Source organism: Ilumatobacter nonamiensis YM16-303 (assembly GCF_000350145.1).
Classification (GTDB): Bacteria; Actinomycetota; Acidimicrobiia; order Acidimicrobiales; family Ilumatobacteraceae; genus Ilumatobacter_A; species Ilumatobacter_A nonamiensis.
In genome coordinates this window covers 1-13,996 of the sequence record NZ_BAOL01000237.1, presented here as the reverse complement: position 1 = coordinate 13,996, position 13,996 = coordinate 1, and the positions used below count along the sequence as shown (strand labels likewise).

General features: G+C 67.2%; 18 protein-coding genes. 9 read left to right on the top strand and 9 right to left on the bottom strand.

The features are described from left to right. Positions 1–68: 68 nt before the first annotated feature. A complete protein-coding gene (locus ON45_RS18400) occupies positions 69–962 on the top strand; it encodes an SDR family oxidoreductase (protein ID WP_040495875.1) in 894 nt (297 codons plus the stop codon). A gap of 22 nt (positions 963–984) precedes the next feature. After that, positions 985–1,482 (top strand): DUF5655 domain-containing protein, encoded by a 498-nt coding sequence (locus ON45_RS18395; RefSeq protein ID WP_040495874.1) that lies wholly within the window; start codon positions 985–987, stop codon positions 1,480–1,482. Here ON45_RS18395 and ON45_RS18390 read toward each other — a convergent pair. Both ON45_RS18390 and ON45_RS18385 read right to left on the bottom strand, forming a co-directional pair. Next, a complete protein-coding gene (locus ON45_RS18390) occupies positions 1,463–3,160 on the bottom strand; it encodes a carboxylesterase/lipase family protein (RefSeq protein ID WP_051063349.1) in 1,698 nt (565 codons plus the stop codon). The two genes, ON45_RS18395 and ON45_RS18390, sit on opposite strands and share 20 nt — an antisense overlap. A 45-nt stretch (positions 3,161–3,205) precedes the next feature. Further along, positions 3,206–4,105, bottom strand: a complete 900-nt coding sequence (locus ON45_RS18385) for an SCO6745 family protein (protein ID WP_040495873.1) — start codon at positions 4,103–4,105, stop codon at positions 3,206–3,208. A 116-nt stretch (positions 4,106–4,221) separates the two neighbouring features. Here ON45_RS18385 and ON45_RS18380 point away from each other — a divergent pair, with 116 nt between their 5' ends. The 6 genes from ON45_RS18380 to ON45_RS18355 all read left to right on the top strand — a co-directional run bounded on the left by ON45_RS18380 (position 4,222) and on the right by ON45_RS18355 (position 8,308). Further along, positions 4,222–4,620, top strand: coding sequence for a hypothetical protein (locus tag ON45_RS18380; protein ID WP_148288769.1), 399 nt, complete (start codon positions 4,222–4,224; stop codon positions 4,618–4,620). 80 nt (positions 4,621–4,700) lie between these two features. Next, positions 4,701–5,270, top strand: coding sequence for a sigma-70 family RNA polymerase sigma factor (locus ON45_RS18375; RefSeq protein WP_040495871.1), 570 nt, complete (start codon positions 4,701–4,703; stop codon positions 5,268–5,270). Further along, a complete protein-coding gene (locus ON45_RS18370; protein ID WP_040495870.1) occupies positions 5,267–6,022 on the top strand; it encodes an anti-sigma factor in 756 nt (251 codons plus the stop codon). Before ON45_RS18375 ends, ON45_RS18370 begins: the two co-directional genes overlap by 4 nt. A gap of 13 nt (positions 6,023–6,035) precedes the next feature. Continuing rightward, on the top strand, positions 6,036–6,602 hold the full coding sequence (locus ON45_RS18365) for a DUF998 domain-containing protein (RefSeq protein WP_158412510.1): 567 nt from the start codon (positions 6,036–6,038) through the stop codon (positions 6,600–6,602). 159 nt (positions 6,603–6,761) lie between these two features. Then, complete coding sequence (locus tag ON45_RS18360) at positions 6,762–7,634, top strand: mechanosensitive ion channel family protein (protein WP_158412508.1); 873 nt, start codon at positions 6,762–6,764, stop codon at positions 7,632–7,634. 62 nt (positions 7,635–7,696) lie between these two features. Next, positions 7,697–8,308 carry a response regulator transcription factor gene (locus ON45_RS18355; protein ID WP_051063347.1) on the top strand — a complete coding sequence of 204 codons (612 nt, stop codon included), beginning with the start codon at positions 7,697–7,699 and terminating at the stop codon, positions 8,306–8,308. Positions 8,309–8,356: 48 nt separating this feature from the next. Here ON45_RS18355 and ON45_RS18350 read toward each other — a convergent pair whose 3' ends face one another. The 7 genes from ON45_RS18350 to ON45_RS18320 all read right to left on the bottom strand — a co-directional run bounded on the left by ON45_RS18350 (position 8,357) and on the right by ON45_RS18320 (position 12,669). Next, positions 8,357–8,656, bottom strand: coding sequence for a hypothetical protein (locus tag ON45_RS18350; protein ID WP_148288767.1), 300 nt, complete (start codon positions 8,654–8,656; stop codon positions 8,357–8,359). Positions 8,657–8,714: 58 nt separating this feature from the next. After that, a complete protein-coding gene (locus ON45_RS18345; RefSeq protein WP_040495866.1) occupies positions 8,715–9,119 on the bottom strand; it encodes an ATP-binding protein in 405 nt (134 codons plus the stop codon). Positions 9,120–9,167: 48 nt separating this feature from the next. Further along, positions 9,168–9,482 (bottom strand): STAS domain-containing protein, encoded by a 315-nt coding sequence (locus ON45_RS18340; protein ID WP_040495864.1) that lies wholly within the window; start codon positions 9,480–9,482, stop codon positions 9,168–9,170. An 82-nt stretch (positions 9,483–9,564) separates the two neighbouring features. After that, complete coding sequence (locus ON45_RS18335) at positions 9,565–10,863, bottom strand: PP2C family protein-serine/threonine phosphatase (RefSeq protein ID WP_040495862.1); 1,299 nt, start codon at positions 10,861–10,863, stop codon at positions 9,565–9,567. A gap of 26 nt (positions 10,864–10,889) precedes the next feature. After that, entirely contained in the window at positions 10,890–11,417 is a 528-nt protein-coding gene (locus ON45_RS18330; RefSeq protein ID WP_040495860.1) for a Dps family protein, read from the bottom strand. Between the two features lie 49 nt (positions 11,418–11,466). Beyond that, the gene (locus ON45_RS18325) at positions 11,467–12,231 is read right to left on the bottom strand and encodes a SigB/SigF/SigG family RNA polymerase sigma factor (RefSeq protein WP_040495858.1); all 765 of its coding nucleotides are present in this window, start codon (positions 12,229–12,231) and stop codon (positions 11,467–11,469) included. Positions 12,232–12,270: 39 nt separating this feature from the next. Next, positions 12,271–12,669: an ATP-binding protein gene (locus tag ON45_RS18320; RefSeq protein WP_040495856.1), complete on the bottom strand. Its 399-nt coding sequence runs from the start codon at positions 12,667–12,669 to the stop codon at positions 12,271–12,273. A 101-nt stretch (positions 12,670–12,770) separates the two neighbouring features. Between ON45_RS18320 and ON45_RS18315 the strand changes: the two genes are divergently transcribed. Continuing rightward, on the top strand, positions 12,771–13,996 hold a 1,226-nt coding region (locus tag ON45_RS18315), incomplete at its 3' end, for an acyl-CoA dehydrogenase family protein (protein WP_040495854.1).

Sequence of the window (13,996 nt, the reverse complement as noted above, 5' to 3'; positions counted from 1 at the left end):
TTCGCGCACGGAGCGCCGGAACAGATCACGAGAAGGTGCTGGTGGGGGGCGCGTCGTAGGGTGACGGGATGGGGTCCACACCGTCCGCAGATCAACCCGTCACCGTGGTCACCGGTGCCAACTCCGGGATCGGGAGGGCGACGTCGATCCACCTGGCCGGTACCGGGCACCATGTCGTGGGCACGGTTCGCTCGCTCGACAAGGCGGAGAAGCTGAACGCGATGGCGACCGACGCCGGTGTCGAGGTCGACCTCGTGGTGGCCGACGTCGCCGACGACGAGTCGGTCGCGACCGGCTTCGACGAGATCATGAAGCGCACCGGACGCATCGACCACCTGATCAACAACGCCGGAGTCGGCGGCAACGCGGTCGTCGAGGAGTGCCCGTCGGACCTCTACATGGACGTGATGAACGTCAACCTGTGCGGCGCGACCCGTTGCATCCAGTCCGTGTTGCCGCAGATGCGCGAACGCGGCAGCGGAACGATCGTCAACATCACCTCGGTCGCCGGGCGGATCGCGGCACTCGCGCAGTCGCCGTACGTCGCTTCGAAGTGGGCGCTCGAGGGACTGAGTGAGGGACTCGCGCAGGAACTCGCGCCGTTCGGCATCCGGGTGGCCATCGTCGAGCCGGGGGTGACGAAGTCAGCGATCTTCGCGAAGAACATCGATGCGCCGAATTCGTCCGACGCCTACGAGACCCACTACCGACGGATGTTCCAGTTCTACGCCGCGGGGATGGCGAACGCGACCGACCCGTTCGAGGTCGGACAGGTCATCGAGCACGCGATCACGACCGACACGCCGAAGCTGCGCTATCCGGTCAGCTGGGGCGGTGAACAGATGGCGGAACGGCACGACCGGATCAGTGATGCCGATTGGCTCGAGCTCGGGGCGATCGAGGACGACACCGAGTACATCGAACGCTTCAGGCAGATCTTCGACATCGACATCACGACCTGAACCGCAGCAATGAGGTGATGTCATGAGTTCGTGGAAGTGCCCCGACTGCAGGCGCCGGTTCGGTTCCGTCGGACAGGGTCACATGTGCCAGCCGGGCCTGACCGAGCGGGAGTTCCTGGCGTCGTCGCCGGATTTTGTCGCGCCGATCTTCCGTCGTGTCCGCGACCACCTGGTTGCCGTGGACCGGGAGGCCGACGACGGCACGTTGATCGTCGACCCACTCGACGGCAAGGTGCTGTTCAAGAACGGACCGACGTTCTGCATCCTCGACGTGAAGAAGAAGTGGGTCGCGGTCGGGTTCACGCTCCGCCGTCACGTGGAGTCGGGACGGATGTCGCGCAAGGTCTCGGACTACGGCAACAAGTTCCACCACGTCGTCAACGTCGATGATCCGGCGATGATCGACGAGGAGTTCGAGGAGTGGCTGACCGACGCGTACTTCCACGGTTCCGAGCCGGTCAGCAGCGCGGATCCGATGGTCCCCGACGACGTCGACATCATCATCGCGCCGCCGCACTGACCCCCTGCGTCGCGGCGAGACTCTGCTCGTCGAGCCAGGCGACCCGCTCGCGCATGAGGTCCAATCCGGTCTCGGACGGGCAGTCCTGGACGTCGGAGTCGGGACGGTCGAACACCATCCGACGAGGTCCATCCGCCTCACTTCCCGCCGGCGCGGGATCGTACGTGGGCCAGTCCACCCGCCCGGGTGAGTCGGGCACGCCCGTCGCCGCGAACGCGAACCACCGGTCTCCCATGTCGCGCGCGGTCAGGTGCGCGTCGGGCGCGGCCGGCACCAGGGGGAACTTCGTGTCGAACACGTACAGCACCTCCGCGGCGTGGAAGGCGCCGAGGGTCTGCTTCGCCGACGCGGGCAGTGCCCGGAAGTGGTAGCGGTAGACGGGATGCCCCTGGGAGGCGTGGCATCGCGACGCATGGTCGACGTGGACCCCGAACATGTGGTCGCAACAGTGAGTCTCGACCGCCGAGAGCTGTCCGACCTCGAGCCCCGGATAGGCGGCGTACAGCCGATCGACGTGCTCCGGCGTCGGGTACGACCGTTCGAACGTCGCGCGCAGCTCGCCGGGAGGAACCGGGCTGCCGTCCTCGGGTGCCTCGAACTCGGCTCCTGCCGGGTGCATCACGTCGCCGAACAGCGAACCCTCGTCGGCGTTGTAGCCGATGACCAGGGGGACCGGTGCCTGTGCGCCGCGGCTGAACGCCGTCATCGGCGTGGTCGGCAGGACCACTCCGTCGACGCACGGGTAGAACGAGCGACCGAGCTGAGGATTCTCCGAGTACAGCGTCGACAGCTCCGAGGCATCGATCGCGCGCAATGCCTCGATCGACCCCGCCTGATCGCCTGTCGCCAGCTGAGCGAAACGCATTCCGGTGTCGACGGCGGGCTCGAAATCGAGCATCCGGGTGTTCAGGTGCAGCCAGCGACCACTGTCGCTCGGGCTCTGCGCGATCGCCTGGTGGAACAGCCCGCGTGCGGTCGGTGCCGTCATGAGGTTGAGCACCGCCTCGCCGCCGGCGGACTCGCCGAAGATCGTGACGTTGGCGGGGTCTCCGCCGAAGGCTTCGATGTTGTCCCGGACCCATTCGAGGGCCGCGATCTGGTCGAGGAGCCCGTAGTTGCCGGACACCCCGTCGGGTGATTCAGCGGACAGTTCGGGGTGCGCGAGGAAGCCGAACATGCCGAGCCGGTAGTTGATCGTGACCAGGACGCAGCCGCGTTCGGGCAGCACGTCGCTCTGGTACATCGGTTCGGAACCACTTCCGTCGGTGTGGTCGCCGCCGTGGATCCACACCATCACCGGGAGTCCGGTCGCGTGACGCGGGGCGCGGACGTTGAGCGTCAAACAATCCTCGTTCTGTTTCGTCGGCGCGAGTTTGATGGCGGTCGCGAGGGCCTTCTGACGCGCCGCGCCGAGTCCGAGACCGCGCGTCAGCGCGTCGAAGAAATGTTCGAACCCAGCGGCGCGCTGGTGCGCGGCAGGCCCGAACTTCCTGCACGACCGGACCTTCGACCACGGTTCCACCGGCTGCGGTGGTCGCCACCGCAGGTCACCGACGGGAGGAGCCGCGTACGGGATTCCGCGAAACAGCGCGATCCGACCGTGTGACGATGTCGTCCCGCGAATCGGTCCCGACGTGGTCGTCGCGGTCGGTCCGGAACGAGGTGAGAGCTTGGCCATGCGACCAGTGTCGCAAACGCGCCCGGCCACCGTGCGACGCGGTGATCAGCGCTTGCCCGCAGCGAGGTCGTGGGGGCCGGCGGCGAGGTAGCCGGACGCCCGGCGGATCTCCTGGCCCCACGGTGCCAACAGTCCGATGAGTTCGTCCAGGTCGGCGCCCAGCGCACGGACGACGGGACGCATCTGCGCGTCGGTCGCCTGCTCGATCGCGTCGCGCCGGTCCCGGCCGTCGGACGTGAACGCGCCGTCTTCGGTGATCAGACCGAGCGAACGGAGCCGCTCCTCGGCGCGCTCGAAATCGTCGTCGGTCCATGCCCGAGTGCGGGTGTAGCTCCGCAACGGAAGCCCCCACGACAGCTCCGTGAGCAGTCCGATCTCCACGGCGTCGAGGCCGGCATCGATCCAGGCCGCCGTGTGGCTGTCACCGCGGAACTCGCGCAGCAGGTCACCGCAGCGCCAGACGACTCCGAGCGGATGATCCGGCGCTGCCAGAGCGCTCACGCCGGCGGCGAGGGGCCGGCCTCCGATCGGAAGACCGTCGGTCGCACGTCGCAGCAGTGCCTCGATGCGATCACGGCCTGGTGGGTCGTCACCGAGGATTCGCTCGAGTTGGGCGAGTGCTCCGGCATCGCGCGCGGCACAGATCGTGTCGGCGTCGGTGAGCGTCCAGCCGTACTCGACCGAGGGCACCACGGCCGCAGGATTGAAGACGCCGAAAGCTGCGGCGACGACCTCACCGCGCACCTGGCCGAGCAACGATCCCCGGCTCGTGAAGTAGGCAGGACCGTCCGGCAGGGCGACCTCGCCCGCCGTGCGCTCTGACGGCGAGAAGCCCAGCGCGGCGTAGCCCGCATGGCATTCGGGAGAGAAGTAGACCTGTCCGATGACCGGCTCGAGCACGGCTCCGAGTCGTTGTTCGGCCGGCGTGTCGACGTTCCCATTCATTTCCCGAAACTAACGGCCGGACCTCGGTTCGGGCCGGTCGCGGAGATCTCCCCTCGTCGGGTACGACCGTGTGTCGGCGCAGTGATCCAGATGCGGCCGGCGTGCGAACCACGGACATGGACTCGGCTGACGACAGTGCACCCACGGGTGAGACTCCGCTGCACGTCGATGGGCACGTCGATGCCGGCGGATCACTGACCGTGGCGGAATTGATCGGTCTGACGACCGGGATCGACAACGGTCGACCGTCGATCGCGCTCGTCGATGTGCTCGCCCGGATCCGATTGTCGTCGCGGGCAGACGTCGTCGTCGTACACGGCGAACCTCCGTGTCCGGTCGCGCTTCCGGTCCAGGCGATCCTGCGACAACCGAGCATCCGCCTGATCGTCGAGGCGAATCCGTCGGACCCCGGTGTCGTCCTGCTCGATGCGCCCGAGTGGACCGACTTCGACAAGCTGCCGATCGTCAGTCGTGTCACCGCGCTGACGTTCGCAGAGTTCGTGAGACGCCGATGAGCGTCCTGCTGGAGAATCCGACTCATCGAACCAGGGTCGGTTTGTGTACTCGTGCGCATGGGTACGATCTTCGGACCACCATGGCGTCGAAGCTCGAACTCTCAGCGCTCGTCGACCGCGTCGTCGAAGGCGACCGCGAGGCGTTCGCATCCATCTACGACGAACTGGCCCCGATGGTTTTCGGTGTCGTCAAGCGTGTCCTGCGTGACCCGGCGATGTCGGAGGAGGTCACCCAGGAGGTCTTCGTCGAGATCTGGAGTTCGATCGCCAAGTTCGATCCGGACCGCGCATCGCTGTCGACATGGACGGTGACGATCGCTCGACGCCGCGCGGTCGACCGCGTCCGACGCGAACAGTCACAACGCAACCGGATCGAGGCGCTGGCTGCTCAGGACGACCGCAACGAGGAAGTCGGCGTCGACGACGAAGTGGTGGCGACCGCCGAGGCGCAGCGGGTCCGCCTCGCCGTTGCCGGCTTGCCCGACGATCAGCGCGAGGTGATTCAGCTCGCATTCATCGACGGGTGCGCGCACGGTGCGATCGCCGATCGCCTGAACCTTCCGCTGGGTACCGTGAAGGGTCGCGTCCGAGGTGGACTCCGACGACTTCGAGCGGAATTGGGATCGAGTGGAATGGAGGTCGAGCGATGAATGATCGGCAGTCGCACGACGAGCGACTCGACGAACTCCTGGCGCTCGCCGCGCTGGGGGAACTGACCGACGCGGACGAGCGTGAACTCGACGCCGCGTTGGCCGCCGATGTCGGACTCCAGAGCGAACTCGATGCGGACCTCGACGTCGCCGCGCAGATCCAAGCGGTCAACACCGCACAGCCGCCAGCCGGACTGAAGGACCGTGTGATGGCGGCGGTCGACACCCCGATCGTGGCCACCGACGTACCCACACCGCCCGCCCCCCGACCGGTGGCCGATCTCGGCATCGAGCGCGAGCGTCGGCGTTCGCGCTGGATCCCGATGGCTGCGGCCGCCGCGGTGGCGCTGCTGGCGGTCGCCGGTGTGGTCATGATCAACGACGACGGTGGCGATGGCGGTGACCTGGTTGCCGAGGTGATCGAGGCGCCCGATGCCGACGTGTGGGAGTTCGATGGCGAGCTGTCGGGCCCGCTGCGCGCGGTCTACTCGCCCGAGGTCGACGCGTTGGTGCTCGAAGGGACTGACGTCGACTCCTTGACCGATGCCGAGACGTATCAGCTGTGGACGATCGACGACGCCGGTCAGGCCGAATCGGTCGGCGTGTTCGTGCCCGAGGACGACGGCAGCGTGTTGTTCGCGTTCGCCGGCGCCGACCCGGACGAGCGGCTGCTCGGGATCACGGTCGAGCCGGCCGGCGGCAGTGACCAGCCGACCTCCGCCCCGATTGCCGCTGTCGACACCACCGCCTGACGTGCTGTCGAGCGTGCGCACGCGCAGGTTGGCGCTGGGCGGCGCGATCGGCCCGAGCATCTTCGTCGCGGCGTGGGTCGGCGGCGCAGCGATCGCGGGCTCCGGGTACTCGTCGATCGAGGATCCGATCAGTCGACTCGCCGCGGTCGACGCCTCGACTCGGCCACTGATGACGATCGGATTCGTCGGGTTCGGTCTCGGCGTGGGTGCGTTCGCGCTCGCATTGCGGCGCGACGTCGGTGGCCCAGCGGCGATGGCCGCCGCCGTCGCAGCGGGCGCAACCGTGCTCGTCGCGTGTGCCCCCCTCGACCGCTCGTCGACCGTCGATCGCCTTCACGGTCTGTTCGCGGGGATCGGCTACCTCGCCGTCTCGGCCACTCCCTTGCTGGCGGCACCCCGGCTCTTCGAACGCGGCGCGCAACGGTTGGCCGCGGCCGGTGTGGCCGCCGGCGCGGTCTCGACCGTGGCCCTCGCGGCCAGCCTGCTCGGTGCGCCGACCGGGCTCTTCCAGCGAATCGGCCTCACCACGGCCGACGCGTGGATCGTCGCGTGCGCAGTCGCGATCGCGATCAGGGAGTGACTGCGTTGGCACGCGCAGGGACATTCCGGGACGGATCCGCCGCGACCCGGCACGGTTTGGTCGGCTCCGGTTCGGGGAATCATCGTCTCGTGGCTGAGGACGAAAGCCGCGGTGACGCAACCGCCCCGGCGGGGTGGCATGGTGGGGAACGATGATCTCATGATGATCCTCCGCGCCGAGCAGGACACCGAGACCGATACCGAAGCCATTGCGCGCGCCTTTCAGCCGGACGAGGGCCTGACCGCGTGGGACTGGGGGCAGGCGGGAATCACGTTCCTCGTCGCCGTCATCCTGTCCCGGGTGCTCAAGTGGCTGGTCGAACGGACGCTTCGCAAGCGGATGGACGCAGCGCTGGCGGTGCTCATCGGTCGCCTGGTCGGCTACGTCGTGATCCTGATCGGAGTCGTGTACACGTTCGAATCGCTCGGCCTCGATGTCGGTGTCGTGCTCGGTGCGCTCGGCATCTTCGGTATCGCTCTGGCGTTCGCCTTCCAGGACATCCTCCAGAACTTCATCGCCGGCATCCTGCTCCAGATGAAGCGGCCGTTCACCTACGGTGATCAGGTCGAGATCGACGGGCACGAGGGCACGATCCGAGCGATCGACTCGCGCCTCGTCACGATCGACACCCCGGACGGTGAGACGGTCATGATCCCGTCGGCGACGGTGATCGCGGCCGACATCAACAACTACACGACGCTCGGCGGTCGTCGTACCTCGCTCGAGGTCGGTGTCGCGTACGGGACCGACCTGGCGCTCACCCGAGAGGTGCTCGACGGAGCGGTCACGTCGGTCGATGGCGTTCGCGACGTGCCCGACCCCGAGGTGCTGTTCACCGGGTTCGGTGACTCGAGCATCGACTTCGTGGTGCGGTACTGGCACGAACCGTCGATCGCCACGTTCTGGAGAACGCGCAGCGAGGTCGGGCTGGCGATCGACCTGGCGCTCGCCGATGCCGGGATCACCATCCCGTTCCCACAGCGCACTCTGCACTGGGGTACGCCCCCCGACGCCGAGCCCGACGACGACTGACCGGCCGTCGGCGAGGGCCCGCGCGACGTTTGCCCGGTCCCCATGGAGGGAAGCGTCCATTCATGTCCCGTGCCGAGAACAGTCCGCTTCGGGTGTCGATCGTCAACGACTACGAAGTCGTCGTGCACGGACTGGCGGCAATGCTCAGCCCGTTCTCCGAGCGCGTCGTGGTGGTGGAGGTCGAGGCCGGCGGCCTGCCCGACGCGTCGGCCGACATCGTGCTCTTCGACACCTTCGCGAGTCGGCGCCGTTCACTCGAACGGGTCGCGGAGATCGGCGACATGGGATCGGTCGGGAAGGTCGTCCTGTACACCTGGGACCTCCCGGCGACGTTCGCCGCGGCGGTCGAGACAGCCGCGGTGGACGGTGTGATCATGAAGAGCGCGAGCGGCGAGGAACTCGTCGAGGCGCTCGAACGCGTGCACCGCGGCGACCCGGTCGGCGTCGATCCGACGAACCCGGCCGACGTCGGCCCGACGCTCACCGAACGCGAGCGCGAGGTGCTCGCACTCCTGGCTCGTGGCGCGACGAACCGTGAGATCGCGGACGAGCTCTACCTTTCGGTCGACACGATCAAGACGCACGTCCGGAAGGTGTTCACGAAGCTCGCGGTGTCCAACCGCACGCAAGCCGCCCTCGCAGCAGGTCGACTCGGTCTCCAACCCAAGACCTGACGCGAAAATGTCCGTTGGTGCGTGGCACCAACGGACATTCGGATCGGATCAGGCGATCTCGGGCTCGTCGCCGGAGTCGGCGCGCCGCTTCAGGAGGGTGACCGCGCCGACCACGGCGAGCGCGAGGATGATCGCAGTGAGAACGGTCCTGCGGTTCCGCCATGCGGCGCGCGCGGCCCGGGTTCCCTGAGCGCCGATCACCTCGGCCGATTCGACGACGAAGTCGGACGTGTCCGAGAGCACGTCGTCCAGGTCGGGAACATCGATCGACGTGATCCGCTCGACCGGAAGTGAGTCGACGACCCCCGTGACGGACTTGGTGACGGTGGATGTGGAGGGAATGTTCATGATCGGGAGCGTTCCCGCCTCGAACCGAAACAAACCCACCGACGGACAATTGTGGATTTCAGCTGACGCGCTTGGCGCAGCGGACCCGACGATGGCCCGCATCGTTCACGATTTCGACGTCGTCCATCACGGACTGGACGATGAACAGACCTCGACCGGTCAACGCCGTCGGGTCCGGCAGCGTCCGGTCGATCTCGTCCAGGTCATCGGCGTGATCGACATCGAGGATCCATTGTGAGGGCTCGCGCCGCAGCACCAGGTGGATCGTGGACGAGTCGCTGTGCTGGAGGACGTTCGTCGCCAGTTCGCTGACGGCGAGTTCGAGGTCGGCGACGAGTTCGTCGTCGGCGCCTGAGTCGCGAGCGAGGTCCCCCACCCGGTGTCGAAGGGTGGCGATCATGGCGGGGTCAGACGCAACAGTGAGTTCGTGCCCACCGCTCATCGTGTCTCCGGACTCGTCCATCCCCGGAAGCGTTCCCACCGTCCGACCTGACAAACATCGGGCGGGGAACTACTCGTTCCCCTCGACGTGGAGGTGGTCGCTGAGGCCGCTGACCTCGATCAACCGGATCACCGGGCTGCTCGGTCGGTCGATGACGAGCCGACGACCCGACGCCTCGGCAGCCTGGTGGGCACTGATCAGGACGCGCAGCCCGCTCGAATCCATGAAACCGACCGACGACGTGTCGACCCGAACGTCACCATCGCCGGGCAACGGTTCAAGGACTGCGGTCAGGTCGGGACAGGTGTGTGCGTCGATGTCGCCGGAGACGACGACATCGGAATCCTGGACCGAGACGGTGAGACGAGGCAGAGCGTCGGACATATCCAACGTGAATCTAGTACCAGATTCGTCCATCTCGCGCATGGGTGAGGACATCACCCGATCGGGTGAACGACGCGAAAAGTCAGTGGGATTGCAGGATGACGGCAGCCGCGTCGTCGCTCTCGACCGTCTGGGCTGCCCGCGCGCGCACGAGCGCGGTCAGCGCGCGCACGGCATGATCGACCGTGTTCGTGGCGAGCACCTGGTCGACCATGACGCAGAACTCTGCGATGCACTGATCGATCGGGGCGTCGCGGCGTTCGATCATTCCGTCGGTGAATCCGATGATCACCGCGCGGGCCGGGAACGGGCGCACGAGCGATGTGTACCCACCCAGCCCGCTGCCGATCGGTGGCCCGAGACCGCAGTCGAGTGTGCGCGCGGCCGTGCCGGGCTCGACCACGATCGGCGGCAGGTGGCCGGCCGACGCGATCTCGAGTGTGCGGGTCGACGCGTCGTAGACCATCGCGAGCGCCGTGGCCATCGTGTCGCTGGATCGACCGTGAAAGTAGTGATCGGTGAGGGCCAGGCTCTCCGCCGCGTCGCCCGACCGGGCGAGGTTGCTGGACAGCACGTGACGGATCTGGCCCATCTCGGCAGCTGCCCGGACGTCATGGCCCACGACATCGCCCACCACGATCGCCGTGCAACGCTCGTCGATGATCGCCACGTCGTACCAGTCGCCACCGACTTCCAACTCGTCCTTGCCCGGCTCGTAGATCGTCGACACGGTGAGCCCGTCGACCTGGGGCAGGTCCCGCGGGAGCAACCACGACTGCAAGGTGGAGGCGACGCGGTGGTCGCTCTCGGTTGCGTTCGCCCTCCGGAAAGCCGGAGCGGCAACCGTGGCGAGTTCGTGAAGCAGTTCGCGATCGTCGTCGTCCATCGTGTGGGGATGGTCCCAACCGAGGCCGATGACGGCAGCGGGCAGCACGTCGCCGGGGATCGGTTCGACGACCAGGCTGGCCATCTCCGCACGGTCGGACTCGGCGACCATGATCGGCCACGGGCTGAAGTCGTCCACCGACGTCAGGTCGCAACGCTCGAGGTCGCCGCGCAGCACGTCACACATCGGAACCTCGACGTCGATCGACACGACGTCCCAGTCCTGCTGGATCGGTGCCGGAACGGCCGGGCCATGGATCAACTGGACCTTGTCGTCCTCGACGGGATAGCCGACCATGACCCAACCGGCCGAGAAGATGTCACTCGCGCCGCTGGCAAAGACCTCGGCCACTCCGCGGAGTGTGACCTCGCCGCTGGTGACGGCGGCCAACTTGTTGATCTCCAGACGGTGCCGGCGGGCACGCCGCTCGCGGCGCAGTGCCGAGCGCAGTCGATCGTTGTCGGCCTGAAGATCGTGATCCGGGTCGGAGAGCACGACGCATCATACGGCGCGAGACGGGGTCAGGCGTCGGTGCGGCGGTGCATGATGTCGCCGTCGGAGTCCTTGAGGTGCGCGCGCACGAACCACTGGAAGAGTTCCAGCTGGGCGAGGTGTCCGATGAACAGATCCTCGGTGACCGGGTCGAGCTCCGCGAATGTCGCGATCGCGGCGCGATGGTCGGCCGCCACGCCGTCGTACACCTTGTCGAGCTCGACGAGGTGCTGAACGGTCGGCGCACGATTCAGCGCGTAATCGTCCCATGAGCGCGTCTTCGTCACGGCTCCGGGCGTCCCCTTGGGCTCGCCTCCCAGGGTCGCGATCCGTTCGGCGACCGCGTCGGTCATCAGGCGGACGGCGTCGACCTGCGGGTCGAGCATCTCGTGAACGGCGATGAAGTTCATGCCGACCACGTTCCAGTGAACGTGCTTGAGGGTGAGCTGGAGATCGATGAGGGATGCCAGACGCTTCTGCATCAGGTCGATCGCCTCGGTGGCAGCGTTCTCGTCGAGGGCGGGGACGGTGGTGGAGTTCTTGGTCTCGTTGCTCATGTGCCGGTCGTACCCGGCGAGGGATCACCCAAACCGGACGTGACCGCGTTCACGCTGACGGGTCGGCCGATGTCGGGTCGGCGACCATCACTTCACGCATGCGCTCGAACGACCGCTTCAGGAGGCGACTGACGTGCATCTGTGACACTCCGACGACGTCGGCGATCTCCTGTTGGGACTTCTCCTCGAAGAAGCGCAGCCGGACGATCTCGCGCTCGCGCGGCGCCAGTTCCGTCAGGAGGTCCGCGATGATCTGCTGGTTCTCGGAGTGTTCGAACGAGTCGTCGTCAGCAGCGAGCGCCGCCTGCCGATCGGTGCCTGTGTCGTCGCCGTCCATCCCGGTGTCGATCGTTCCGACCGACGAGGCCGCGGTGGCCGCGAGGCCGCGGAGGACGTCGTCGCGGTCGATCTCGAGGTACGCGGCGATCTCGTCGACCGACGGCGAGGAACCGTGCCGTTGCTCCAGTTCACCAGCGGCGCGGCGGACGAGCAGGTGCAACTCCTTGGCGCTGCGCGGCACCTTCACCGTCCACGACTTGTCGCGGAAGTGGCGTTTCAGTTCGCCCTCGATCGTCCGACCGGCGAACGCCGAGAACGACGCGCCGTACTCCGGATCGAAACGATCGACCGCCTTCACGAGACCGACCATCGCGACCTGACGCAGGTCGTCGTCGGGCCGACCGCTGCGCCCGTAGCGCTGGGAGATGTGCGCGGCGAGACCCATGTGGCGCTCCACCAACTGGTTGCGGAGCGATCGGCTGCCGGACGCGCTGAACTGCCGGAACAGCTCGAGGTCGTCGAGATCGTCGGTCATGGAATCGAACTCACCGGGATCGAACCGTGGCGGTCGGGATCAAACCGTGGACTCGGCGAGCCGCTTGACGAGGCGGACTCCGTGGACGTCGACCTGATGTTCGTCGGTGACCGAGGCCAGGATCGTGGCCGAGAGCGGATCGAGCTCGATCGGCGCGGGTGATCGGTCGTCGCGCAGTTCGATCACGAACGACGGACCCTCGATCAGCAGTCGCAGACGAGCTCGGTGGTTGCCGTCGGCCGGAGCGTTCTCCGTGAGCAGCGTGAACACCTCGGACACGGCGAGCTTGAGGTCGTCGATCTCGTCGATCGAGAACCCGGCGTCCGCGCCGAGCGAAGCGATCAACAGCCGCACGGTGGCTGCGTGGCTCGCACGGAGCGGGACGTCGATGTCGATCGCGTCGTCGGGCGGGATCGCACTCGCGTCGTGGTCAACCATGTCGATGGACGGTATCCGGCGTGGGGCGTCCTGGCTGACATCACCGGCGTCAGCCCGCCCGGCTGAGACTTTCCGAACACGGGTTCAGTATCGTCGGCGCCGTGACCGACACGCAGCAACGACCACGCGTCGACCCCGACATCACCGTCGACGACTTCATTGCCGAGGCGCGTGCGTGGCTCGATGAGAACGCCGAGAAGCGCACCGACCGCCGGGGGGACTTCGTGTGGGGTGAGGGCGATTTCGACGTCGCGGTCTTCCACAACATGACCTTCGACGAGGAGTCCGCGTACATCGATGGGATCTCCGACTGGATCAAGAAGAAGTCCGAGCGTGGGTACCACGCGATCACCGGTCCCGCATCGGTCGGCGGTCTGGGCCTGAGTCGGAAGCACGCACGGGCATATGGTCGGCTCGAGCGCGAGTACGCCTCGCCGGGTCGACACGAATTGATCGGTGTGACCACCGGACTGATCGCACCGACGATCGATGCGATGGGATCCGACACGTTGAAGGAACGATTCGTCGGCGACCTGCTCCGGACAGACCTGTACGCGTGCCAGCTGTTCAGCGAGCCTGGCGCCGGTTCCGACCTCGCCGGCCTGTCGTGCCGCGCCGAACGCGACGGCGACGAGTGGGTGATCAACGGTCAGAAGGTGTGGAGTTCGGGCGCGCAGTTCAGCGAGTGGGGTGAGCTGATCGCGCGGACCGACCCCGACGAGGTGAAGCACAAGGGCCTGACCGCATTCATGTTGCCGCTCGATGCGCCGGGGGTCGAGGTGCGACCGATCACCCAGATGTCGGGTGGCTCGTCGTTCTGCGAGGTGTTCTTCAGCGACGTGCGGATTCCCGACGACCTGCGAATCGGCGATGTCGGCCAGGGCTGGCTCGTCGCGATGACCACGCTCGGTTTCGAACGTGACCATTCCGAATCGGGTGGCGACGGATCGAGCTCGGGCGGCAATTGGACGAAATTGCTCGCCACCGCCGAATACACCGGAGCAATCGGTGACCCGGTCGTGCGGGATCGGCTCGTGCAGCAGTACATCCACGGTCGGATCGAGTCGCTCACGAACCGGCGCGCAGCGGATCTCGCGAAGTCGGGGACGCCGGGGCCGGAGGGATCGCTCGGCAAGCTGTTGTGGACCGAGGGGATGAACTCGATGTCCGACACCGTGTCGGCCGTTCTCGGAGCGAGGCTGATCGCCGACACCGGCGAATGGGGCACGTACGCATGGGGCGAGCACCTGCTCGGCGCGCCCGGCTACCGCATCGCCGGTGGCTCCGACGAGGTCCAGCGCAACATCATCGGCGAACGCGTCCTCGG